General features: G+C 62.4%; 18 protein-coding genes. 7 read left to right on the forward strand and 11 right to left on the reverse strand.

The genetic code is table 11. From position 1 onward, the window contains the following. Positions 1-6: 6 nt before the first annotated feature. From Q0072_RS00375 to Q0072_RS00385, 3 genes are read left to right on the forward strand one after another with little or no spacing between them, the layout of a single operon-like run. Positions 7-663 (forward strand): response regulator transcription factor, encoded by a 657-nt coding sequence (locus Q0072_RS00375; RefSeq protein ID WP_298324138.1) that lies wholly within the window; start codon positions 7-9, stop codon positions 661-663. Continuing rightward, positions 660-2,594 (forward strand): ATP-binding protein, encoded by a 1,935-nt coding sequence (locus tag Q0072_RS00380; protein WP_298324140.1) that lies wholly within the window; start codon positions 660-662, stop codon positions 2,592-2,594. Before Q0072_RS00375 ends, Q0072_RS00380 begins: the two co-directional genes overlap by 4 nt. A gap of 10 nt (positions 2,595-2,604) precedes the next feature. Further along, positions 2,605-3,048, forward strand: a complete 444-nt coding sequence (locus Q0072_RS00385; protein ID WP_298324143.1) for a response regulator — start codon at positions 2,605-2,607, stop codon at positions 3,046-3,048. Positions 3,049-3,051: 3 nt separating this feature from the next. Here Q0072_RS00385 and Q0072_RS00390 read toward each other — a convergent pair whose 3' ends face one another. The 4 genes from Q0072_RS00390 to Q0072_RS00405 all read right to left on the reverse strand — a co-directional run bounded on the left by Q0072_RS00390 (position 3,052) and on the right by Q0072_RS00405 (position 6,447). Further along, positions 3,052-3,756 carry a response regulator transcription factor gene (locus tag Q0072_RS00390; protein ID WP_298324146.1) on the reverse strand — a complete coding sequence of 235 codons (705 nt, stop codon included), beginning with the start codon at positions 3,754-3,756 and terminating at the stop codon, positions 3,052-3,054. Next, the gene (locus Q0072_RS00395) at positions 3,753-5,273 is read right to left on the reverse strand and encodes an ATP-binding protein (RefSeq protein ID WP_298324148.1); all 1,521 of its coding nucleotides are present in this window, start codon (positions 5,271-5,273) and stop codon (positions 3,753-3,755) included. Before Q0072_RS00395 ends, Q0072_RS00390 begins: the two co-directional genes overlap by 4 nt. Before the next feature lie 229 nt (positions 5,274-5,502). After that, the gene (locus Q0072_RS00400; protein WP_298324151.1) at positions 5,503-5,676 is read right to left on the reverse strand and encodes a hypothetical protein; all 174 of its coding nucleotides are present in this window, start codon (positions 5,674-5,676) and stop codon (positions 5,503-5,505) included. A gap of 15 nt (positions 5,677-5,691) precedes the next feature. Beyond that, a complete protein-coding gene (locus Q0072_RS00405) occupies positions 5,692-6,447 on the reverse strand; it encodes a Bax inhibitor-1/YccA family protein (RefSeq protein WP_298324153.1) in 756 nt (251 codons plus the stop codon). 239 nt (positions 6,448-6,686) lie between these two features. Here Q0072_RS00405 and Q0072_RS00410 point away from each other — a divergent pair, with 239 nt between their 5' ends. From Q0072_RS00410 to Q0072_RS00420, 3 genes are read left to right on the forward strand one after another with little or no spacing between them, the layout of a single operon-like run. Then, positions 6,687-6,914: a zf-TFIIB domain-containing protein gene (locus tag Q0072_RS00410; RefSeq protein WP_298324156.1), complete on the forward strand. Its 228-nt coding sequence runs from the start codon at positions 6,687-6,689 to the stop codon at positions 6,912-6,914. Continuing rightward, positions 6,914-7,894 carry a TerC family protein gene (locus Q0072_RS00415; RefSeq protein WP_298324183.1) on the forward strand — a complete coding sequence of 327 codons (981 nt, stop codon included), beginning with the start codon at positions 6,914-6,916 and terminating at the stop codon, positions 7,892-7,894. The genes Q0072_RS00410 and Q0072_RS00415 overlap by 1 nt, the downstream gene beginning before the upstream one ends. Further along, positions 7,891-8,706 carry an ion transporter gene (locus Q0072_RS00420; RefSeq protein ID WP_298324158.1) on the forward strand — a complete coding sequence of 272 codons (816 nt, stop codon included), beginning with the start codon at positions 7,891-7,893 and terminating at the stop codon, positions 8,704-8,706. The genes Q0072_RS00415 and Q0072_RS00420 overlap by 4 nt, the downstream gene beginning before the upstream one ends. Positions 8,707-9,153: 447 nt before the next feature. Here the strand turns inward: Q0072_RS00420 and Q0072_RS00425 are convergent, their stop codons facing one another. Both Q0072_RS00425 and Q0072_RS00430 read right to left on the reverse strand, forming a co-directional pair. Continuing rightward, the gene (locus Q0072_RS00425) at positions 9,154-11,109 is read right to left on the reverse strand and encodes a beta-N-acetylglucosaminidase domain-containing protein (RefSeq protein WP_298324161.1); all 1,956 of its coding nucleotides are present in this window, start codon (positions 11,107-11,109) and stop codon (positions 9,154-9,156) included. Between the two features lie 226 nt (positions 11,110-11,335). Continuing rightward, positions 11,336-12,079, reverse strand: a complete 744-nt coding sequence (locus Q0072_RS00430) for a GntR family transcriptional regulator (RefSeq protein ID WP_298324164.1) — start codon at positions 12,077-12,079, stop codon at positions 11,336-11,338. Positions 12,080-12,452: 373 nt separating this feature from the next. On the opposite strand from Q0072_RS00430, the gene Q0072_RS00435 reads away from it, so the two are divergent. Continuing rightward, entirely contained in the window at positions 12,453-14,534 is a 2,082-nt protein-coding gene (locus Q0072_RS00435; protein WP_298324169.1) for an alpha-L-fucosidase, read from the forward strand. Between the two features lie 17 nt (positions 14,535-14,551). Here the strand turns inward: Q0072_RS00435 and Q0072_RS00440 are convergent, their stop codons facing one another. The 5 genes from Q0072_RS00440 to Q0072_RS00460 form a co-directional block, all read right to left on the reverse strand. Continuing rightward, on the reverse strand, positions 14,552-16,822 hold the full coding sequence (locus tag Q0072_RS00440) for a hypothetical protein (RefSeq protein WP_298324186.1): 2,271 nt from the start codon (positions 16,820-16,822) through the stop codon (positions 14,552-14,554). Then, complete coding sequence (locus Q0072_RS00445; protein ID WP_298324171.1) at positions 16,822-19,110, reverse strand: GH92 family glycosyl hydrolase; 2,289 nt, start codon at positions 19,108-19,110, stop codon at positions 16,822-16,824. The genes Q0072_RS00440 and Q0072_RS00445 overlap by 1 nt, the downstream gene beginning before the upstream one ends. A gap of 45 nt (positions 19,111-19,155) precedes the next feature. Continuing rightward, complete coding sequence (locus Q0072_RS00450; RefSeq protein WP_298324175.1) at positions 19,156-20,586, reverse strand: glycoside hydrolase family 125 protein; 1,431 nt, start codon at positions 20,584-20,586, stop codon at positions 19,156-19,158. A gap of 5 nt (positions 20,587-20,591) precedes the next feature. Further along, positions 20,592-22,433 carry a beta-galactosidase family protein gene (locus tag Q0072_RS00455; RefSeq protein ID WP_298324178.1) on the reverse strand — a complete coding sequence of 614 codons (1,842 nt, stop codon included), beginning with the start codon at positions 22,431-22,433 and terminating at the stop codon, positions 20,592-20,594. Between the two features lie 18 nt (positions 22,434-22,451). Further along, positions 22,452-23,585: glycoside hydrolase family 3 C-terminal domain-containing protein (locus Q0072_RS00460; RefSeq protein WP_298324180.1), on the reverse strand; the 1,134-nt coding region annotated here is incomplete at its 5' end.

A 23,585-nucleotide genomic window follows, 5' to 3' on the forward strand; every position in this document is an offset into this window, starting at 1 on the left:
ATCCTTTTGACCGCCGATCCCTTGCGCATCCTGATTGTTGACGACCACGCCCTGGCGCGTGAGGGGCTGAAGGCCGTGCTGACCAGCAGCGGGTTCAGCGTGGTGGGCGAAGCCGCCGATGGACCGGCTGCAATTGCCCTGACCGAGGCCTTGTGTCCGGACGTGGTGCTGATGGATGTGCGCCTGAAAGGCGATATGGACGGGCTTGAGGCGACGCGGCGCATCGCGGCCCTGGGGCTGTCGGCGCGTGTGCTGATGCTCACCCTGCACGACCTGCCCGCCTATGTGCGTGAGGCACTGGCGGCGGGCGCGGCGGGCTATGTCCTGAAAGATACGGCTATTGACGATCTGCAAGCGGCCATTGTGCGCGTGGCACAGGGGCAGACGGCCCTGCCGCTCGATCTGGTCAGCGCCGCCATGCGCGCGCCGGAACCGATTGAACGCGACCCGGCCGCCCTGTCCAGCCTGACCGGGCGCGAGCGCGAAATCGTTCACCTGATTGCTGAAGGCATGACCAATAAGGAGATCGGGCGGTCCTTGGGCATCAGTCCGGCGACGGTCAAGGCGCATGTCGAGCGTCTGATCGCCAAGCTGGGGGTCACAGACCGCACGCAGGCGGCGGTGCTGGCGGCGCGGCATCTGCCGGCGGGGCGTGAGATATGAATCTGACGCGTTTCCTAACCCGATTCTGGGCTGACCGGCCGCTGGCGCTCAAGGGGCTGGTGGTGGTGGCCCTGCCGCTGGCCATACTGCTGGTGTCGCTCAGCCTGCTGTTTCAGGCCAGCCACGCCGAGGAGGAGGCCGAAGACGATGTGCGTCGCGCCTTCGCCGTGCAGCGCGACACCTATCAGGTCCATGCCCTTCTGGCCGAAGCCGCCGCCGGGGTGCGCGGTTATGTCCTGACGCGGCAGGCGCGGTTTCTGGAGCCCTATCGCAAGGCCGAGGCCGATCTGCCGCCAACCTTTGACAGGCTGGATGGCATCATTCGCGACGCCGAAATCCGTCAGCGTTTTGAGCGCATCCGCTCGCTGGCCGTGCGCAAACGCGAAGGCCTGCACACCATTGTCGAACTGGCCGATGGGCGGCTAGGCAACGAACGGAACACGGCTGAGATCGAGGCCGCGCTGGTGTCCAACAAGATCGTGCTTGATGCCATGCGACAGGAAATCGACCGCATTCAGGTGCGCGAAAACGCGCTTCTCGATCAAAGACTGCGGCGTGTGGAACAGGTGCGCAACCGCTTCCTGCTGCTGACCGCCATCAGCGCCATTGTCGGCCTTCTGGGCAGTCTGGCGGCCGTTTATCTGTTCTCGACGGGCATTGTGCGCCGTATCGGCAATCTTGAGGACAATGCCGAGCGGCTGGCGCAGGGGGAAGCGCTGAACGACCTGCCGCAGGACGCCGATGAGATCGGGCGACTGGCGCAGCGGCTGACGCGCGCCAGTGCGCTTTTGCGCGGCCGTGAACAGGCCTTGCGTGAAAGCGAGGAACGCTTCCGCCTCGTGATCGAAGAGGTGCGTGACTACGGCATTTTTGCGCTGGATCCCGATGGCGTGGTGACCAGCTGGAATCTGGGGGCTGAGCGTATCAAGGGCTGGACGGCGCCGGAAATTCTGGGCCAGCATTTCAGCCACTTCTACCCCGACGAAACACGCGACTTTCTGCCCGCCCAGATGCTGCAACGGGCGCGCGATCGCGGCACGGTCGAAGACGAGGGCTGGCGGCTGCGTAAGGACGGCTCACGCTTCTGGGCCAATGTGGTGATCACCAGCCTGCACGACGATAATGGTCAGGTGCGCGGCTTTGCCAAGGTGACGCGCGACATGACCGAACGCCGCCGCAGCGAAGAGGCACTGCGCATGGCGCGTGAGGACGCCATCGCCGCCAATCTGGCCAAGAGCGAATTCCTGTCGCGGACCAGCCACGAACTGCGCACGCCGATGAGCGCCATTCTGGGCTTTGGGCAGTTGCTGGAGCTGGATGAAGAGACGCTGTCGCCGCCGCACCGGGCCGCCGTACAGCAGATTATGAAGGCCGGACGGCATCTTCTGTCGCTGATCAACGACCTGCTCGATATTTCCAGCATCGAAGCCGGGGCGACCGATATGTCGATTGAAGCGGTCGATCTGGACGACGTGGTGCAGGAGGTGCACGCGCTGGCCGCGCCGATTGTGGCCACCGGCGGGCTGACCTTCCAGCTTGAGGCGGCCGAGCCCGGCCTGATCGCCCAGGCGGACCGGCGGCGGCTGATTCAGGTCCTTCTGAACCTGATTGCCAATGCGGCCAAATATAACCGTACCGGCACCTGCGTGCGTCTGGCCTATGGGCGGAGGGGCGACGACATCCGCCTCGAGGTCGAAGACGATGGCGAAGGCATCGACCCGTCGGCGGCCTCACGCCTGTTCACGCCGTTTGACCGGCTGGGCCAGCAATCGAAGACGCGCGTCGAAGGCACCGGTCTTGGGCTGGCCCTATCCAAGCGCCTCGTGGAATCCATGAGCGGACAAATTGGCTATGAGGCCCCGGCGCAAGGGGCGCGCTTCTGGTTCACCCTGCCAGCGGCACCCTCTACCCCCGATAAACCAGAGGACTGAGACCACGACCATGCCGGGACACCTGATCGCACCGGGAGACCTTCTGTCACGTCGTATCCTCGTCATCGACGACGAAGAGGCCAATGTGCTGCTGCTGATCGCGCTGTTGAAGCGCGAAGGCTATAATGATGTGCACGGTATTACCGACCCGGCCCGTGCCATGCAGGCCTATATCGACCTCGCGCCCGATCTGGTGCTTCTCGACCTGATGATGCCGGAAGTGGACGGGTTTCAGCTTCTCGAAGCCTTTGGTCGCCACGAACGCGCCGATGAATACCGCCCGGTTCTGGTGCTTACGGCGGACACCACGCTTCAGGCGCGCCGCCGCGCCCTGTCTCTGGGGGCCAAGGACTTTGTGGCGAAACCCTTCGACGTCATCGAAGTGGCCTTACGCATTTCGAATCTTCTGGAAACGCGGCTTTTGTACGAGCGCCTGCGCGCGCAGCAGGCCTGAGTTTCAGGTCGTCTTTGACGGGGCCTCAAGCCGGTAGCCAATGCCGGGCTCATTAACGATAAACTGATCGCGCGCCGGGTCAATTTCGAGCTTCTGGCGCAACTGCGCGATATAGATGCGCAGATACTGATTGTCGTCGGCCTGAGCGTCTCCCCATACCTTCTGCATCAGGTATTTGTGGGTGAGCAGTTTTCCGGCGTGTGTGGCCAGAACCTTCAGCAGGGCAAACTCCTTGGGCGACAGCTTGATCGGATTGTCGCGGACGGACACCTTGTGAGCCGCCAGATCGATACAGAGGTCGCCGACTTCGACCCGCGTATCTTCGGCGGAAGCGACGATGGAGTCGCGTAAGGATGCCCGCAGGCGTGCCATTAACTCCGCCGTGCCAAAGGGTTTGGTGACGTAGTCATTGGCGCCCAGATCAAACGCCTTCACCTTTTCCTCTTCCTGATCGCGCACGGACACGACCAGAATCGGCATTTTGGACCAGCTACGGATTGAGCCGATGACCTCCGTGCCGTCAATGTCGGGCAGGCCGAGGTCCAGCAGCACCGCGTCCGGTTTGACCGAGGTCGCCAGACGAATGCCTTCGCGCCCTGTCTCGGCCGGGATGACCGTATAGTCGTGAGAGGTCAGGGTGATGGTCAGAAACTTGCGCACCTGCGGGTCGTCTTCGATGACCAGTACCTTGGGCTGCAAACCGCTCATTCCGTCTCCTCCTCAAAGGTCGCCAGAGGCAGCGTCGCCGCCGTCGGCAACCAGACACGCATACAGGCCCCTGTGCCGTCGGGTGGGTCTATAGCCTCGATACGCCCGCCGTAAGAGGCCACGATCTCGCGGCAGATGTAAAGTCCCAGACCCGTGCCGGCAATCTTGCGATCGCCTTCTACGGCACGGTAAAACTTGGTAAAAACCGGCTCACGCAGAGGCGGCGGAATGCCCCCCCCCTCATCATCGACATCAATGTCAACACCGTCCGAAGTGACGCGGGCATCAATGGTGATCTCGCCTTCGGGTGGGCCGTATTTAATGGCGTTTTCGATCAGGTTCAGCAGGACAAGGTCAAACAGCGAAGCATTGAGGTTCAGAAGCGGAAACCCCGCTTCGACATTTACGCGAAACTTTTGCCGGCCGATCATAGGGCGCAGGGTGCGCAAGACCCCTGAGATGGCGTCGCGAATGTGCAGGGGCTCACTGCGTGGCCGCACACCGGCCTCAAGGCGGCTGATCTCGACCAGATTGACCACATAGCGGTTCAGCCTCAGGGCTTCGGTCAGTCCATCATTGACGATCTCCCGCGCGTCGGTGTCCACACGGCCCTCCAGCGCCTCCAGCGCGCCGACTATGCCGACCAGCGGCGTTTTGAAGTCGTGCGATAATGAGGACAGCATGGCACTCATGAAGCGCTCGCGGTCGGCCTGACGCACCTGTTGTTCGTGGGCTTCGGTCAGGGCGGCCCGGCTGAGGGCACTGGCCACCTGCGCGGCCAGGGTCGGCAGCAGGCTGGGGGGGAAGCGTTCGACCGGAAACGGCGCATGATCTTGCGGTGTAAAGACCAGCACCCCCAGCCTCTTTTCGCCGTCGATCAGGGGCAGGATCAGGCGCGGATCGTGCGGCGCCAGCACCTGACCGGCCCCCGCAGATGCGCCTTCCTGCGCCGCTTCGAACAAGAGCGGGTCATCGACGGGTACATCCTTGTACCAGATCTGACAGGGCACGGTGGTCAGGGCACTCAGGCAGGCTTCGCTGGCCGCCTGCACCTGCGCGACGGTGGTTTTGCCGACAAGGTCCTGATTGAGTTGATAAAGCCCTCTCAATACGTTTTCGCGTGCCTGACTTTCGCCGGTGATGCGGCGCAGGCGCGTCGTCAGAGCGCTGACCACAAGCGTAACGATGAGCAGCACGACGATCTTGGCCACCGCCTGCGGGTTGGTCAGGTCGAAGGTCCAGAAGGGCGGCAGCAGGACCAGATTGTAGGTGATGACGCTGAGCGCCACCGTCACCAGCGCCAGCCGCAGATCGAGAAAGATGGCCGCCGCCAGAACGGGCAGGACAAACAGGATGCTCAATGCCTCAGGCGAGGGAAAGCCGGACTGCATCAGGATGTAACTGATGCAGGCGGCCGCAAAGACCATGACAAGGCTCAGCAGCCCTTCCTGCCACAGGGCAGGCTGGCCCCGTAACACCGGCAAGGGGGGAGTGTCCAGAAACGGAGGCAGACGCATGAGGCAGAGCCTAAATCGGTTTGGGGCGAAAGGATAGGAGAACTGTCGGGCGAAATCCGTGAGAGGCGACCCATCAAAAAAATGGAAGCCGCCGGTGCACCAGCCCGGCGGCTTCCCGCAGCGGTCTCTCCTACCGCTGGACGGCCCGTGATCCGATGTAAGTCAATCGGTCCGGGCGAAAACGGTTCCCTGCGCTGGGGGGGGGGCGATGGCGCGGGAACCGATCCCTTTATCGCAGTAATCTGTTGTTCATGCGCTCGGTACGCTTACGGGACTCGCGACGTGCGGAGCGAAAACTCAGAGTGTCGATCAGGATATCTTCTTCGCGTTCGGCGGCCCGGCGGGAGCGGCGCTCGCGGTAGGGGTTGCCGGTTTCGTCGAAGTAGAAATCATCATAGTCCATGGTCGTCTCTCCCGGTTATCGCCGCTCACCGGTGAGGTGCAGCAGGCTGGTGAAGATGTTGATGACGTTGATGTAGAGCGACAGGGCCCCCAGGATCATGATCTTGCCGCGGGTTTCTCCCTGATCGGACAGATCGTAATACAGGCCCTTCAGGCGCTGGGTGTTATAGGCCGTCAGCGCGGTGAAGATCAGCACACCCAGGGCCGACAGGGCCAGTTGCAGCCATGAACTCTGGAGCAGCAGATTAACAAGGCTGGCGACGATCAGGCCGATGACGGCCATCATAAGAAACCCGCCGAAACGCGTCAGGTCCTGCCTGGTGGTGTAGCCCCAGAAACTGGTCAGGCCGAAGGTGATCGCCGTGATCAGAAAGGCCTGGGCGATAGAGGCACCGGTATAGGCCAGCACGATCGAGGTCAGCGACAGGCCCATAATGGCGGCAAAGACCCAGAAGCTGAACTGCGCCGTGGCGAGGCTCATGCGCATTACGCCAAAGCCTAAGACCATAGCCATCACCAGCGGGGCAAAGGCCAGACCCCATCCGAGGCCGGTCAGGCCGCTGATGCGGTCGCCGGACATGACGTAGACTGCATTAATGAAATCGGGTGACTGCGCCGCCAGAAAGGCCACACCGCCTGAGATCAGCAAGGCCAGACCCATACGGTTATATATGCCCATCATGTAGCGGCGCAGATCGCCGTCCATGGTCAGGGTTCGGGTGGTGGCTCCGCTCCCATTGAACAGGTCGCGGGAGTGGCCGCGGGGTTGCATTGTCATCTCCTTTGAGGGGTCGCTCTCGTTTTGAGCCCCTTCACCCTAGCGTGCCGATGCGCCAAGGCGCTGTATCGAACGGGGCCTGAGATCGCTGTTTTCGTGCCGCCGGGCTGTAAACGCGCCGTAAAAATGACGCGGCGGAAAAACAGCGCCATCGGCCAGACTTCCCAACGGAAATGCAGCATGGGGGTGCGCTAGAACGGGCAGGTTGATATTCATTCCAAACAGGCGACCCCATGCCCCTGCGCTGCTGTCCCGACTGCCAGATACCGCTCAAGGAAAAGACTCACGGACCCGTCCGGATCGACAAATGCCCGCAGTGCCGCGGCGTCTGGCTCGATAAGGGCGAAATGAACCAGATCGTGGCGCTCAATCTCGATGGTCTCATGCCCCTCTATGCCCGTCAGCATCCGGCGCGCCCCCACAATGCCCGCTTTTCTGATGAACAGGATCGATCCGCATGATGGAGTTTCTTGTCACGCCGGTGATGGACAAGCCCCTGTGGATGTGGGCCGGTTTCATCGGCATCGTTATGGCGCTTCTGGCCTTTGACCTTGGCATTCTGCATCGCAAGACGCATGAGGTCAGCATCCGCGAAAGTCTGTGGATGTCGGCCTTCTATATCGCCATTGCACTGGCCTTTGGCGGCTGGGTGTGGTGGTCACTGGGCGATCAGGCCGGTAAGGAATACCTGACGGGCTTTATCGTCGAAAAGACTCTGGCGCTTGATAATGTCTTCGTTATCTCGCTGATCTTCACCTATTTTGCCATCCCGCCCCTCTATCAGCACCGCGTGCTGTTCTGGGGGATACTGGGCGTTATCGTCCTGCGCGGCATCATGATCGCGCTGGGGGCCACGCTGGTGTCGCAATACAGTTGGGTGCTGTACGTCTTTGCTGTCTTCCTGATTTTCACCGGCATTAAGATGCTGTTTGTCGGCGACAAGCACCCGGACATCGGCAACAATCCGCTGCTGAAGCTGATGCGGCGCGTCTTTCCGATCAGCGCCGGTCTCGACGGACAGAAGTTCCTGTCCCGTCAGCCTGATCCCAAAACCGGCAAATGGCGCACCTATGCCACGCCGCTTCTGGTCGCGCTGGCCCTGATCGAATTTGTCGATCTGATCTTTGCGGTCGATAGCGTGCCGGCCATCTTCACCATCACGCTGGACCCGTTTATCGTCTTCACCAGCAATATCTTCGCCATTCTGGGTCTGCGCGCGCTGTACTTTGCGCTGGCGGCGATCATCCATCGCTTCCGCTATCTGAAGCCCGCCCTGGCCATCGTGCTGATCTTCATTGGCTCGAAGACCTTTATCGCCGATGCCATGGGGCTGGAGAAGTTTCCTGCCAATATCTCTCTGGGGGTGACGCTGGGCCTGATTGCCGCCGGTGTGCTTATTTCCCTCATCAAGACCCACAAACCGGGAGGCCACAACTCATGACGCTCAGGTCCGCACGGCGTCAGGTCCTGACGATCATCGAACACCCTGCCTTTACCGCGACGGTCGTCACGCTGATTATTCTCAACGCGATCGTTCTGGGGCTGGAGACCTATCCCGCCATCATGACCTCGGTCGGCGCGTTTCTGTCCTCCATTGATCAGATCCTGTTGTCCGTCTTTGTGCTGGAATTGTGTCTGCGTCTGTTTGCGCAGGGCTGGCGGTTCTTCCGCGACCCGTGGAACCTGTTTGATGCGAGCATCATCATCGTGTCTCTTTTGCCCGCCGCAGGCGCCTTCAGCGTCCTGCGCGCCCTCAGGGTGCTGCGAGTCTTGCGTCTGATTTCCGTTTTCCCCAGCCTCAGACGCGTCATCGGTGGCATAGTGGCGGCCCTGCCCGGTATCGGGTCCATCGGGGCGATACTGGTGATCATCTATTACGTCTCGGCGGTGATGGCCAGCCAGCTGTTCGGGGCCACGCACCCGCAGTGGTTCGGCACGCTGGATGCCTCCCTGTTCAGCCTGTTTCAGATCATGACGCTCGAAGGCTGGGCCGATATGGCGCGCAGTCTGGCGGCCACCCATGCCGCCGCCATTCCCTTCATGATCGTCTTCATTCTGGTGGCGACCTTTACCGTGCTCAACCTGTTTATCGGCGTCATGCTGGAGGCCATGCAGCGGGTTCAGGCGGATAAGGTCGGTCCACCACCCGCTGCCACGGAGGCCGAAGCGATTGGCGAACTGACAACGGAGGTCGCCGCCCTGAAGGAACAGATCGAAGCACTCACCTGGATACTTACGCGTCCGGACAGGTAACCCGCCACTACGGCCAAATCGAGCCAGCAGAAGGTAAGAGCTTCATTATCCCGCACGTTGGACTGGACCTCACGAAGCATTTTCTGATCGGTATCAACACGCCCGCGGACCTGTTTCACCCGCCGGGCGAACCCAGTGAGGTGATCGAGGTGCGCAGCCTCAAAGCCGTGCCGTGGATGTGATATTTGAATCGCCAAAGCTTCGATTCAGAGGGCTTAATCAGCAGGTAAAGCCCCGCCTCATCGAACAGCTTGAATCCCTGATTTTGCCTTTAACACAAAGGATTGTGGCTTCCGAAAGTGACATTTGGGGATCTTGCTTTTGAGGTTCATCGCGAATTATGAAGAACGCCTTCAGTTTCAAGGTCCGCTACGACGCGGTGTGGGTCACGACCGGAGCGCCGCACGGCGTTAGCCTGCATCTACGTCACCGCCTGTAAAAGGATAGTCAGGGCCAATAGACCAGCTTTGGGGCCTCAGTGATAAACACATCGAGTACGCCGTCGGCGATCCTGATGGGGCCTTCGGGGCGCGTAGCACCGGGTATGGTGCGCAGTTTTGAGGCCTCGGCCGCCAGGCCTTGCGCCGCCGCGAAGCGATCCGCGGCCGTTTGGGCATCGGCGGCCTCAAGCCCCTCAACGGTCAGGCGCAGAGCCTTACCCCACAAGGCGGTAGCCGTCAGCCACGGCGCGGCTTCTTCGACAAAGCCTTTATCCGTAACCCCAGTGCGGATGCGGTCGGGCGCATTGGTGAGATCATCGGCCCATTGCGACAGGGCGCTCAGCGCCGCCTGACGCTCTGTCATATCGGAACCCGCCAGCGCATCGCGCACGCGGTTGATGGCGGCCCTCAGTTGCGGGGCTTGCGCCTGCCACGGCTGATTGCCAAAGGTGGGTGCCAGATGCTGCGTATCGAAAAAGGTCAGAAGCGCCTGCGTCACCTGCGGATCATTCCCGGCCAGATCACGCGCCGCCGCCCGCCAGGTACGTTCGGCGTCATAGGCCTGATCATTCCACGCAAAGGCCACCAGCCCCGTCACCGCCGGGCGACTGGCCACCTCCTGATTCATCGGGTTGGAGACGATGCCGCTCAGCTCCGCCGACAGGCCGGCCTCACGCCGCGCATAAGGTGCCATCAGAAGACGACCGGCGGATTCGCCAAAATCATTGACCGGATAATTGTCCCACAACAGCGTCTTGCGCCCGAAAGCCTTGGTGGCATTGCGCGCATCGGCGACCGAAATCGACGGCGGCACGGTATCGGTCCCCGTCCACTGGATCACCACGCGTGGATCAAGCGCCGCGGCCAGAGCGGTCTTATAGGGCGAGACCTTGGCATCGTAATATTCCGTCGGCACCATGATCAGTTCGCCATGCCCGCTGGCGGCCAGATCGGCCTGCACGGCGTTCAGGAGGCTGGCCTGCGCCTTCGCCGCCGCCTCTTCACCCGAAGGTCCAAAGGCCGCTTCATCGGCCGCACAGTTCCATTTTTTATACTCGATATCATCGAGCGCCACGTAGAAACTGCGCACACCAACGCCGCGCAGGGCCGCGAACTTGGCACGAATATGCGCCAGATCGGTCGGGTCGCTGTAGCAGATGGACGGCCCCGGTGAGACGGCATACACGAAGTTGACATGCTGCCGGTTGGCCTGCGCCACGAGGCTGCCAAGGTCTTTTAACGTCTCCGCCGGATAGGGCTCGCGCCACTTGTCGCGCGCATAGACGTCATCCTTGGGGCTGTAGATATAGGTGTTGGCCTTCAGGCCCGACAGGAATTCGATGTGGGCGGCACGCTGGGCCATGCTCCACGGCTTGCCGTAAAAGCCTTCGATGGTGCCGCGCACCGGCATGGACGGATAGTCACTGATCGTCAGCGCCGGCAGGCGGCCCTGCGCCACAATCTGCCGGAGACTCTGGGCCGCGTAATAGAGGCCGTCGTTGTCGGCACCCGCCAGCACGATCAGCGCCCCGGAAGCCTGCTGGCGCGTCGTCAGTAGATAGGATTCGGGACGTGTGGGGGCCGCTGCGCCCGTCACGCTGAGCGCCGCCTTGACCTCAGCGTCGTTGACCGTGCCGATCACCGCATAGTCGCCCGCAAAGCGCTTCGGCAGGCGCTTAACCACGCGAACGGTCTCCACTCCCGCAGCCGTCAGGACCCGGCGCACCAATGCCTCCGTTTCGGCATCGACCTTATCACCGCGCACCAGCAGCAGCGACGTCCCCAGCTTGAGGTCCGGTCCGGTCAAGGTCAGGGACTGTGGCGTGGGATAGATCGCCGGTGCCGTGGCCACCGGTTGCGCCTGCGCGGTCACCCCTACCGTACACAGTATGGGCGCGCTGACGGCGCACACAAACCAGCGTAAGGCCAGCCAGCGCGAATGACGGGTTGACTTCGATCCCATAGTCAGGTCCTTCAAAGGTAATGTAGAGGTTCTATATAGGTATTGGATATAGGCGAAAATTGCGCCTGTCCATAGCCTGCACCGTCACAATCCGGCATTCGCGCGCGAAGATGCGTCTATCCTACCCTCCCAGCGAAGGGCACAGCCGAACGCAAGGCGGCGGCGATTCGGAGCCACTGCCGGATCACGCTCAGAAACAAGAGAGGTTTGGGATCAGAAGGCCGGATCAGCCCAGTTCGGCGATCACGTCGTAGGCTTCACCGTGGTAATAACACTGGCTGAATTCGACGGCCGTACCGTTGGACAGGAAGCCGCGGCGTTCGATAAACAGACCGCATTCCCCCGTATGTACGCCGAGCAATTCCGAATGTGCCTCGCTGAGAGGCGCGGCGCGCAGGCGTTGCAGGGCGCGCACCGGGCGACTGCCCGCCGCGGCCATGGCTTCGTAGAGCGATTCCTGCACCACATCGACCGAGGGCAGGAACTGCGCCGGGACGACAACGAACTCCAGACAGACGCGCACGCCGTCGGCGCAGCGAATGCGGTGAAAGCGGTGGACCAGCGACCCCGGCGACAGACCGAGCGCTAGCGCCTCTTCGGGCGTGGTCATGCTGGTGGTCTTTTTCAGCCAGATGCTGGACGGTTTATAGCCGCGTGAGCGGATGTCCTCGGAAAACGAGGTAAGAATGGCAAAATTCTTCTCAACCCGCGTAATCGACGGCATGGACACATAGGTGCCCGACCCCCGCGTGCGCGTCAGAAGTCCTTCTTCGACCAGCCCTTCGACGGCTTTACGCACGGTGATGCGCGACACGCCATAAAGCACGCATAACTCACGCTCAGGCGCCAGCGCCGCCCCCGGCTTCAGCTTCCCCCCCGTGATCTCGTCGCGGATGGCATTGCGTATAAGCAGGTAGGCGTGGCCGCCATCATCTTTCAGAAAGGCAGAGCGCAGAGCTGACTCGTTCATGTCACATCCAGTCGTTTCCTACCCATTTCATGTGGGTCTTCTGGCTTTCAGTCAATTAGAAGTTTGCATTTTAAGTCTTTGCGCGTTGTCCCCACGCGCAAAATAAAGATCGTATACGGTAGCGATATCAATGGCAGCCGGAACGGACAATACATATTAAATACATTTGCTTGCCAAAATCCTAAGGCCAATTATGACCGAAATCCCTGCGCCCGCCCCCCTGATCTAACCCGCCTGTGCGCCCGCTGGCCATACGAATGCCTGTGATTTCAGCATTAAAAAGCAAAATGGGAAGCGCCTGACTTTAAGGCTTGCAATCAATCCCGGCTGAATTAGGGTGTTACCAATTATGAACCAAAGAGGCAAATTGGCCATGATGATGGATCGTCGCACCCTGTCCCTGTCCGTTTTCGCTGGTCTGGTCGGCGGCCCGGCCCTGGCCCGCGCCCCCAAAGGCCCCGCCCCCTTCGGCGCGACGCCGTCGGTGCGTCAGTACGACTGGCAACGGCTCGAAACCTACGGCTTCATGCACTACACCATGAACGCTTTTACGGACCGCGAATGGGGCTATGGCGATGAGCCGGTCAGCCTGTTCAACCCGACCGATTTCAGCGCCGATCAGATCGTCCTGGCCGCGAAGGGTGGCGGTCTGAAAGGCATAATCCTGACGGCCAAGCACCATGACGGCTTTTGCCTGTGGCCCAGCCGCTATACCGAGCATTCGGTCAAGTTCAGCCCGTACAAGAACGGCAAGGGCGACATTGTCGGCGAAATGGCCGAAGCCTGTCGCAAGCATGGTCTGAAGTTCGGCGTCTATCTGTCGCCATGGGACCGCAACCACGCGGAATATGGCCGCCCGGCCTATGTCGAATACTATCACAACCAGCTCGAAGAACTGACCACGCAGTACGGCCCACTGTTTGAGGTGTGGTTCGACGGGGCCAATGGCGGTGACGGCTATTACGGCGGCGCGCGCGAACGGCGCAAGATCGACGCCCTCACCTATTACGGCTGGGACACCGTGCGCGCCATCGTGCGCAAAAACCAGCCGCACGCCGTCATGTTTGCCGATGAGCATATGGATGTGCGCTGGGTCGGCAATGAGCATGGTCAGGCCGGTGACCCCTGCTGGCCCACGGTCGATGAAACCCCCTACACCATGGCCAAGGGCAATGCCGGTGTGCGTGGCGGCAACATCTGGAACCCGGCGGAAACCAATACCTCGATCCGGCCCGGCTGGTTCTGGCACGCGGACGAAAGCCCGCGCACGCCCGCCAATCTGACGCGCGTATACTTCGAGTCGGTGGGGCGCGGCACGACCCTGCTGCTGAACCTGGCCCCTGACCGCCGCGGCCGCGTGCCCGATGCCGATGTGGCCTCGCTCACAGGCTGGAAAGCCATTCTGGACAAGACCTTTGCCCGCAATCTGGCCACCGGAGCCAAGGTGACGGCCTCCTCGACCTATGGCGAGGGGTTCGGCCCGGCGCAGGCCCTGAAAGCCAATGGCTTCTGGGCCGCGCGCACCTCGGATAAGGCCGGGGCGTGGATTCGCTTTGACCTGCCCAAGGCGCAGACCTTTGACGTGATCCGTACCGCCGAAGACATCCGCAAGGGCGTGCGCGTCGATGATTTCGCCATCGACATCCTTGAAAACGGCCGCTGGCGGACCCTGCAAACCCACACCTATATCGGTTATAAGCGCCTGACGCGTCTGTCGGCCCCCGTGACGACGCGTGCGGTGCGTATCCGCATCCTCAAGGCCGCCGCCTCGCCCATTCTGGGCGATTTCGGCCTGTTCCTGATGCCGTCAGTGCTGGAAGAACCGGTCATCAAACGCGACCGCGCCGGTCTGGTCAGCCTCAGTGCCGCCGAAACCGATGTGCGCCTGTTCTACACCCTGGACGGCAGCGCGCCGACAACCGCTTCGACGCCGTTCAGCGCCCCCTTCCCCCTGCCCGAAGGCGGTCAGGTGCGGGCCGTGGCCTTCAGCCCGGCGCGTAAGGTGCTGAGCGCGGCCTCGGTGGTGTCGTTCGATGTCGCCCCGGTCGGCTGGCGCATGGTCTCGGCCAGCAGCGATACGCCGAACGCGCTGCTCGACGGCAAGGGCTTTATCGGCCGCAAGGGCCAGCCCGCCGAACTGATCCTTGATCTGGGCAAGGTCTATGACCTCAAGGGCTTTACCCTGACGCCCGGCGTGCAGGACATCTATCTGGACGTGAACACGGTGGCCCAGATGGGCGCACCGGCGGGTTACGTCGCCTCTGTCAGCCTTGACGGCCAAACCTTTGCACCCGCAGGCGAAGGCGAATTCTCCAACATCGCCAATAGCCGCAGCGAACAGCGCATCCGCTTCGATGCGCCGCATAAGGGGCGTTACCTGAAACTGGTTCTGCCGCGCGCTGTGCAGGACAAGCCGACCGTAGCCTTCAGCGGCGTTGGGATTATCACGCGGTAACAAACGGCGCAGGCGGCTTATCGCGGATAAAGCCAGACCTGCGCCACCTGCCGCCCGCGCCCAGAGCCGCCCAGCCCTTCCGGGCGAAACCACTTGAGGCTGAGGCGGCCTGTGGCCGTGACCTCTTGCGGCAGGTCCAGCTCTACCGTCTCCGGATTGCTGCGGCGGGCGCGGGCCGTGTGCAGGGTCGTCGTGTCATTGGCGATCAGGGTCAGCGGCAGGGCATAGTCTTCTCCCGCATACACCACTTTCAGCCGATAGGCGCGCGTGCGGTCGAGCCCGGCATAGCGCAACTCCAGCGGGGTTTCGTACAGCGCCTCGGCATAGGTGATCCACGCCAGCCGCCAGCCATCATCCGGCGTGCGGTCGGCAATGCTCTCTATGGCCCCCGCCATGCGCTGCGGATCGTCGGCCCAGTCGGCCCCACGCACCAGATGCGGTGCCGCCTGCGGATCACCCAGATCATCGTAAAACCCGCCGGGTGGCGGTGTATCCCGGCGTAAAAGCGCCGCCAGACGTTCAGCGCGCGCGGGTTCGGGCAGGGCCTCGATCTCAGCCATCTGCCGGCTCAGCCACACCCGGTCGTTCAGCGACACCTCAAGCCGGTCGAGATTGGCCCCCCGCTCCCAGTTGGACGCCCCATAAAGCCGCACGCTCAGTTGCAGACCGATGCTCGTATAGAGCCGTCCGGCCCGTGTCTGAATCTCTGTGCGCAGTGCCTGTGTGTTCCCGTCGTCAGGGGGCGCCAAAGCACGGCGTGCCTCCTGAAAATTGTTTTTAGAGAGGGCTTTGTAGGCATCTTCTTCACGTTGCGTCTCCGCCACAGCGCGCCGCTGCACATAGGCGTCATAGGCGGCGCGATAGGCCAGCATGTCGTACCGCCAATTATCCCGATGCGGCAGGGTCCTCAGCGTCATCAGGGTGCGCGGGATGTCGCGGTTCAGACGCACCGGCCCACGCCAGTTGCGCTCCAAACCTTCCAGCACCGCCCCGAACCGCGCATCCCCCAGAAAATAGCGCCCATAGTCCGCAGCAATCGTCGCGGATGTTTGCGCGCGATCCGTGCCGAACCCCGCCCACAACATCTTGTTCACGTCATCCGTCACCCCTTCGGAATAGGTGACAAAGCCTTCAAAATCACCAGCAAAATGGCGATAGATATGGCCTTGGGCCTGCTGTTGCGGGTTGATGGGTTCGCGCCCTTCGGTCAGGGCAAAGGCGGGATCGAAGCCCGGCACCGGGAACTGCGCGTGCAGGGTGTGGGCGATGTCGGGATAGAAAAGCACCTTGTACCGCGCCGGAATGCGGGCCCGCTGCACCGACACGGTGTCGCGCGACTGCGGCCCGACAAAGACACCCGTCAACCATGGATTTTCTTCTGCCATCAGGGCGTAGAAGCGCTCATACTGCGCGCGGTCAAAGCCCTGCGCCGACACCCACACCGTCGCCTTGGGGTGATAGCGACGCAGGATCGCCGCTTCGTCGCGGATCAGCGGGAACAGAATATCCGGCGGCGTATGGCCGGGGTCGCCGCCGGGGACGAACAGGCTGCTGATATGCGGCGTGGCGCGCACCAGCGCCTCAAAGCGCGTCAGTTCCGCCGCCCTTTGTGTCGGGTCGCCATAGTCGGCCATCATCTGCGGGTAATAGAGGTGAAAATCGACGCCATAGCGCTCCGTAAGCCGCGACACCCCGATCAGGGTGTTCAGCGCAGGTGCCGGAAACAGCGGGCTTTCGGCGGCGTCGTCTGAAATGGGCGCGATCCATTGCAGGCCATTGGTGCCAAACACGATAAGGTCGCGCAGGTGGCGCTCAAACATAGGCAGCGTAAAGGCGTCATAGCTGTTGTTCTTGAAACGGTAGCCGATCTGATGCGCGCGAATGGCCTTGTCAGGCACCACATAGAGCGGCAGGCCGCGCACCCGCCCCTGCGCCGCCTTGCGCAGGACATGGCCCATACCGAACATCAGGCCACGATCATCGTCACCGGCGATGATCAGCCAGTTGTCTTTGGAAAACAGCGCATAGGCTTCGGGTCGTGCGGTCGGCAAGGTGCGGCTCCAGTCCTGCCACGCAACGCGCACCCTGGGTGGTAAAAGCGCCGCTACCTGCGACCGCTGCGCCAGCACCACCTGCCCTTTTAAGGCACCCAGCACCGGCTCCTCCCGGAACCACGCCGTCGTGGCTTGGGCCTGCGGGCTGGCGTCCGGCGCGGTGATCAGGTTGGCCGCAACCGCCTGTGACGCCGACAGGCACAGCCACACACAGAAGCACAGGAAGCGTCGCATCACACGAAGGACGGCGGGCGGTCAGCCAGCCGCGCCCCGAAGGCCGGGTTGGGCGTGGCGCTCATCAGGAAGCGGAGTTCGCCGCCACGCATCAGGGTGTCGTGGGCAATCCACGACCGGCTCCACGCCTTACCGTTCAGGCGCACGCCGCTGACATAGACCTTATCCGGCCCGTTACCATCGGCGACGATGCTCAGATGCCGCCCGTTACCGAGCGCAAGGCGGGCGCGGTTGACCAGAGGCGAGCCGAAGACATAGACGCCGCTGACCGGATCAACCGTGTACAGGCCCAGCGCGCTCAGTACGTACCAGGCGCTCATCTGGCCGCAATCCTCATTGCCCTCCAGCCCGTTGGGCTCAGCGCGGTACATGGCCTTCATCAGCATCCGCACGCGCGACTGGGTTTTCGGCAAGGCCCCGGCATAGGCATAGAGATAGGCGACGTGGTGGCTGGGCTCATTGCCGTGCGCGTACTGCCCGACCAGCCCGCTGATGTCGTCCAGCGAGCCGTGATCGAGGTCAGACGGGGCATTAAACAGCGCATCCAGCTTGGCCTCAAAGGCCTTCTCGCCGCCGAACATCTGCATATAGCCATAGAGGTCGTGCTGATTGAGGAAGGTCGCCTGCCAGCCATTGGTTTCCGTATAGTCGCGCCAGCGCTTCTGATCGTGGCCCAAAGACTGCGGGAAATAGGGCGTCACCCAGGAACCGTCGGCCTTTTTACCGCGCATGAAGTGAATGTACGAGTCAAAGAGATTGCGATAATTTCTTGAACGTTCACGCAATTTGCGTGCATCCTCATGCGCGCCGACCGCTGCCGCCAGCTTGGAGGCGCACCAGTCGCTATAGGCAAATTCAAGCGTGCGCGACACGGATTCATCGACCTTGTCCGCCGGGATATAGCCCAACTGGCGATAGAGGCCAAAGCCGTGCACATCGTCATCGAAGGCGCGCTTGCGGATCACCTTATAGGCGGCCTTATAGTCTACGCCGGGCACGCCCTTAACGCAGGCTTCGGCCAGAACGGCGGCGCTGTGGTAACCGATCATGGTGTCGGTTTCGCGCCCCTGAAGCGGCCAGATGGGCGCGCCTGCCGGGCTTTCCTGCCCCATGCGCGCCAGACCGCCGATCATGCCGGGCAGGCGTGGTCCCTGCGTCAGGGTGTAGAGCGGATGCGCGGCGCGATAGGTGTCCCACAGGCTGTAGGTCGAATAATTTTCTTCGCCGGGTTTCAGGCTATGCACCTGATTGTCCATGCCGCGATAGCGACGATCGACGTCCGAAAACAGGGTCGGCGCCAGCAGGCTGTGGTAATGGGCCGTATAGAAGACCTTGCGGTCATTGGGATCGCTGAGGTCCACGCGGATGCGCGACAGTTCGCCCTGCCACGCCAGATGCGCCGCCCGCCGCGTGCCTTCAAAATCAAAGCCCGGCTGTTCGGCCTCAAGGTTTCTGAGCGCGCCGTCGATATCGACCGCTGAAATCCCGACCTTGACCAGCAGCGGGGCCGCACCCGCATCATCAAAATGCAGGGCGCATTTCAGCTTGCCACCGGCAACCTCCGTACCACTGATCGGGGCGTCGTTCTGATAAAGTTCGGCCCGGCTGAACGGCCGCGACAGTTTCAGGGCGAAGAAGATCCAGCGCCCACCCGCCCACATGAAGACCTGACGCCCCCCCACCAGCGTGTCATTGCCAATCAGGCGCAGGCTGGTGTTGTCGAGTTTGGTCGCGGGCGATTTTTCCCACCAGTTGCGCTGCCCGTGGGCCCAGTCGATCAAAAGGTGCCCCGCCTCGCCTGTCGGAAAGACATAGCGGTGCAGGCCGGTGCGCAAGGTGGCCGTCAGTTCGGCGCGCACGCGGCTGTCGGTCAGGGTGACGGCGTAGTAGCCGGGGCTGGCCACCTCATCGGCGTAGCGCGAGCGGTAGCTACCTTCGATCTGACCCGGTTCGCCCGGATTGAGCACCACCGGCCCGGTGCGCGGCGTCACCAGACAGTCGAGCATGTCCGCGCAGCCCGTCCCCGACAGGTGGGTGTGCGAAAAGCCCATGATCGAGCCGTCCTTGACGTGATAGCCGGAGCAGGAATCCCATCCATTATTGCTGGTGTCCGGCGACAACTGCACCATACCGAACGGCAGGGTCGCCCCCGGATAGGTGTGGCCGTGACCGCCCGTGCCGATAAAGGGATCGACATGGGCGCACAGGTCGTCTTCAGCGGCCAGAGACTGAACCGGCAGGACGGAGGCCACCGAGGCGGCCCCCAGAAGCGAACGGCGATTGATCATCGAAAGGCACTCCATAGTCGCGGGTTATCGCGGCAAATCACAAGGTCACAGAAGGTCGGGGGCGGTCCGCATCAGGGTCAGCACCGTCTCTCCAAACAGGCTGTTGGCCCAGGCAAACCATGAGCGGGTGAAATGGCTGGCGTCATCCTTATGCACCGACTCATTGACGAAGCCGCGCGGGGCCGAGGCCCGCAAAATCCCCGCAAGGCAGGCGCGTTGCTCCGCCTTGTCCTGCGTGGTCAGTATCTGCATCATCAGGGCGATGGGCCACACCGTGTCCGGCTCCGAATGCGGGCTGCCGACGCCGGACAGCACCTTGCCCTCAAAATAATAGGGGTTGCGGCGGCTCAACACCGCGCGGCGGGTGCGCTGATAGAGCGGGTCGTCAATACGACAGGCCCCCAGATAGGGCAGGCTGAGCAGGCTCGGCACATTGGCGTCGTCCATGAACAGGCCATTGCCGAAGCCATCGACCTCATAGGCCCACATGTCGCCACCGTCCGACGTACTGAGGCGACCATAGGCGTTCAGGGCGTCACTGACCTCCTGCGCCAGCGCCAGACAGGACTGTGCAAATGCGGCCCCCAGCCCCGCGGGTTCCGCCAATTGCGCCAGTTGCCGCAGGCTCACGACCGCGAAATGATTGGCCGGGATGAGGAAGGGATAGAGGCAGGCATCGTCGGACGGACGGAAGCCGGAATGGATCAAACCGACCTTGCGCGTCGGGGCCCCATAGCCGCGCGCCAGCGTCTCGGTGGGTTCGGACGCCGTGCGCTGAAAGCGATACGGCCCATTATTCTCTTTGCGCTGCTGTACGCGGAAGGTATCGACCACCGTGTGCATGGCAGCGCGCCAGGTGTCGTCAAAGGCGCTGACGTCCCCCGTCTGCCGCCAGTAAAGATAGGACAGCCGCACCGGATAGCACAGCGAGTCGATTTCCCACTTGCGCTCGGCCACGCCCGGCTTCATGTCGGTAAAGTCGGTCTGCGACCACGACAGGTTGGTGCGCGCCTTGGGGTCGTGCATATAGGCATTGGCATAGGGGTCGATCAGGATGCAGCGCGATTGCCGATGGATCAGGCCAACAAACAGGCGTTGCAGCGCCTTGTCCTCCGTCACCAGCGGCAGATAGGGCGTCACCTGCGCCGACGAATCGCGCAGCCAGAGAGCCTTGATATCGCCGGTAATGACGAAGGTGTCGGGCTTGCCATCCACCTCGCCCAGCTCAACCGTCGTATCGAGCGTGTTCGGGTAGGCGTTTTCAAACAGCCGCGCCAGAGCCGGATTACGGATAGCGCGGCGGGCCTTGGCGATGGTCGCTTCGACCGCCGCCGAGCGGAAACCACGCTGTTGCGGCGGCAGCCGCAGGCCGGACGCCACCTGAGGCGACATGGGCGGAATCTCGGCCACAGCGGGCGTCGCCAATGCCGCGAAGCTGGTTGCCCCCAAAGCGGTGAGGAATTGTCTGCGCTGCATCGCCCCTATCCTTTTACCAGACCCGGCAGGTCCCAGATCTGCGATCCCGAACCGGCCAGCGAGCGTTCGCCCTGATCGTGGAGATCAAGCACCACCACCTCATTGACACCGATCTTAAGATAGGGGGCCGGGACGAAGACAGCGCGCTGCGGCCCGACAGACCAGTAGCGGCCCAGATTGTGCCCGTTGACCCAGACATAGCCCTTACCCCAGCCCCGCAGGTCCAGGAAGGTGAAGCCCGCTTCGGAGGTTTCAAACGTGCCACGATAGAAGGCCGGGCCTTCGACGCGCTGACGTTTGAAGCGCAAGGCGCTCAGATCATCGAGAGGTATGCCCTGATGCGCCCAGCCGGTGAGGGTCTTACCGTTTAGGGTGACCGGCCCGATCAGGCCTTTCTGGTCCTTGCCGATCTGGTCACCATAGTTGATGTGGCCCATGGCGTCGATGAGCAACTCAAGCGTTTCACCGGCCTTAAGCGACACCTCAATCTCTGTCTCTTTCAGACGGCGATCCAGCGTCCCGACGCGCGCCTGTCCGGCGCTGACGAGGGCGTAGTCGCGCACCTCAGCCGCTTTCAGATGGCCCGAAAGCGCGGTCTTGGCGGTGTGCCTGTAGAGCATCAAGCCATGGGGCAGGCCGATCTGCTCAAAGGTTTTCAGCTGGGGATGACTGACGCTTTTTGGGTAAAGCTGCGACAGCGGGGCCGTTTCGCGCAAGGTAAAGCGTTCAATTTTGAGGGCCTTTTCCGGCGTCGGCAGAGGGGTGAAGCGCTCCGGCGGCAGGTAGCGACGGAACAGCTCCCGCGCCGCCTCGTATTTCGGCGTGACGCGCCCGGCCTCATCAAGCATGGCGTCGTAATCATAGCTCGAAATATCCGGCTGATAGCCGTGAGTTTTATGGAAATTGGCCCCGGCGTCAAAGGCAAACGAGGTGCCACCGTGCAGCATGTAGAAGGAGAAGCTGATGCGGTTATCGAGCATCCATTTCAAGCTTTCCATCAAAGGCGGGATTTCCATATTGGAGTGCATCTCACCGAAATGGTCGAACCAGCCGCCCCACAGTTCGGTACACATGCGCGGGCCCTTGGTCTTGAACTTGGCATAGCGCGCAAATTCACCCTCCGCCTTATCATAGGTGCCAAAATTGATGCCGTTGAACAGCTCCGGCAAGGCGCCGTTTTCAATGACCGCCGCCCCATCGACCGTATAGAGCTGACCGCTGAATCCGGCGGCACGCACCTGATCGCGGACGGCGCGCATATAGTTGAGGTCGTTGCCATAGGAGCCGTATTCGTTTTCAACCTGCGTCATCAGAATCGGGCCGCCCTTGTCGATCTCAAGGTGCGCCACCTCCTGACCCAGCCGCTTCAGCCACTGCCCCGCCGGCCCCATATAGCGCGGGTCGAGCGAACGCGGGCGGATGTCCGGGTCATTGAGAAACCACGCCGGATAGCCGCCATTATCCCATTCCGCACAGGCATAGGGGCCGGGCCGCAACAGGACATGCAGCCCCTCCTCCTGCGCCATCTTCACCCAAGCGGCAACATCGAGATTGCCGCTGAAATCATAGACACCCGGCTTTTTCTCGTGCGCGCTCCAGAAGGTGTAGGTCGAAAGCGTGTTCAGCCCCAGTGCCTTCAGCTTGCGCAGACGGTCGCGCCATAGCTCGCGCGGGATGCGCGGATAGTGCATCTCACCCGCCATCAGGTGCAGAGGCTGCCCATCCAGCAGGAACTGGTCGTCCTTTATCGTAAAGCGCGACGGGGCCGCGCTGGCGTCACCGGCTGAAAAACCGAGCGTCACTGCCGAGGCGGCCAGCCCGCCGAGAATCTGTCTGCGATCAATCATGAGCGTCATATCCTTTGGTTATTTCGGTAGCGGCATCTGGCCGGTGATCGAGAAATCGGCGTTGAGGGTCGGGGCAAAGCCGGGCTGACCCCCACCGACCGACAGGCTGTAGGCCCCGGCCCGGATGGCGCGATCCCCCTCAAGCGTGACCGTGCTCAGGTCGCGCGGGTCAATGGTCATGACGACCGTCCGGCTTTCACCCGCCTTGAGGCTGACGCGCGAGAAGGCCGCCAGTGAGGCATTGAGACCGAAGGCATCGGGCCGTTTGACATAAAGCTGCACCACCTCATCACCCGAGCGTTGCCCGCTGTTGCGCACGCGCACGCTGACGCGCAGCGGCTGACCCGCCGTCAATGTGGACGTATCGAGTTTCAGATCGCTATAGCTAAACTGCGTGTAGGACAGGCCGTGGCCGAACGGATAGAGCGGCTTGCCCTTGAAATAGCGATAGGTGCGCCCTTCCATGCGGTAGTCGATAAACGGCGGCAAATCCTGCACCGAACGGTAGAATGTCACGGGCAGGCGTCCGGAGGGGCTGGACTCGCCGGTCAGGGTGCGGGCAATGGCCGTGCCCCCCGCCTCGCCCGGATACCAGGCGGCCACCACGGCATCGGCGTGGGCATCGGCCCAGTTGAGCGCCACCGCTGAACCAGACATCAGCACCACGACCAACGGCTTACCCGTCGCCTTGACCGCCTTCAGCAGGTCCTCCTGCGTGCGCGGCAGGCCGAGGTCAGTGCGATCCCCGCGGTCAAAGCCCGGCACCAGAATTTGAAGTTCTTCGCCTTCGATGTCGGGCGAAAGGCCGACAAAGGCGACAATGGCGTCGGCGGCCTGCGCGGCCTTGACCGCCTCGTCGATCTGCGGCTGCGCCGGGGCGATCCATTGCAGGCGCACGCCCCAGTCGCCGCCTACATGGCGGTAATCAAGGCGCAGACGGCGCGCGGCGGCGCTGTCGAAGGTCAGTTCGGTTTCCAGCGACTTGCCGTCGCCCGTATCGACGATGACGGGCTGGTCATCGAGATAGAGGCGCACCTCATCGTGCTGGTTGCTCTCGCAGGACCAGCAGCGATCCACAAAGACCTTAAGGCGATAGGTGCCTGCTGCCGGGGGCACGATCTGACCGCTCCAGCGGATGCTGTAAGGCCCGTC

The organism is Asticcacaulis sp. (assembly GCF_027484505.1).
Lineage (GTDB): Bacteria > Pseudomonadota > Alphaproteobacteria > Caulobacterales > Caulobacteraceae > Asticcacaulis.

Coding starts and splice junctions, on each gene's coding strand:
- Q0072_RS00400 (WP_298324151.1), bottom strand. CDS start 5,676: ATGGACTATGATGATTTCTACTTCGACGAAACCGGCAACCCCTACCGC.
- Q0072_RS00405 (WP_298324153.1), bottom strand. CDS start 6,447: ATGCAACCCCGCGGCCACTCCCGCGACCTGTTCAATGGGAGCGGAGCC.
- Q0072_RS00390 (WP_298324146.1), bottom strand. CDS start 3,756: ATGAGCGGTTTGCAGCCCAAGGTACTGGTCATCGAAGACGACCCGCAG.
- Q0072_RS00430 (WP_298324164.1), bottom strand. CDS start 12,079: ATGAACGAGTCAGCTCTGCGCTCTGCCTTTCTGAAAGATGATGGCGGC.
- Q0072_RS00380 (WP_298324140.1), top strand. CDS start 660: ATGAATCTGACGCGTTTCCTAACCCGATTCTGGGCTGACCGGCCGCTG.
- Q0072_RS00455 (WP_298324178.1), bottom strand. CDS start 22,433: ATGATTGATCGCAGACAGATTCTCGGCGGGCTGGCCGCCTCGGCAGTG.
- Q0072_RS00440 (WP_298324186.1), bottom strand. CDS start 16,822: ATGCGACGCTTCCTGTGCTTCTGTGTGTGGCTGTGCCTGTCGGCGTCA.
- Q0072_RS00435 (WP_298324169.1), top strand. CDS start 12,453: ATGATGATGGATCGTCGCACCCTGTCCCTGTCCGTTTTCGCTGGTCTG.
- Q0072_RS00415 (WP_298324183.1), top strand. CDS start 6,914: ATGGAGTTTCTTGTCACGCCGGTGATGGACAAGCCCCTGTGGATGTGG.
- Q0072_RS00410 (WP_298324156.1), top strand. CDS start 6,687: ATGCCCCTGCGCTGCTGTCCCGACTGCCAGATACCGCTCAAGGAAAAG.
- Q0072_RS00425 (WP_298324161.1), bottom strand. CDS start 11,109: ATGGGATCGAAGTCAACCCGTCATTCGCGCTGGCTGGCCTTACGCTGG.
- Q0072_RS00450 (WP_298324175.1), bottom strand. CDS start 20,586: ATGCAGCGCAGACAATTCCTCACCGCTTTGGGGGCAACCAGCTTCGCG.
- Q0072_RS00445 (WP_298324171.1), bottom strand. CDS start 19,110: ATGATCAATCGCCGTTCGCTTCTGGGGGCCGCCTCGGTGGCCTCCGTC.
- Q0072_RS00385 (WP_298324143.1), top strand. CDS start 2,605: ATGCCGGGACACCTGATCGCACCGGGAGACCTTCTGTCACGTCGTATC.
- Q0072_RS00420 (WP_298324158.1), top strand. CDS start 7,891: ATGACGCTCAGGTCCGCACGGCGTCAGGTCCTGACGATCATCGAACAC.
- Q0072_RS00395 (WP_298324148.1), bottom strand. CDS start 5,273: ATGCGTCTGCCTCCGTTTCTGGACACTCCCCCCTTGCCGGTGTTACGG.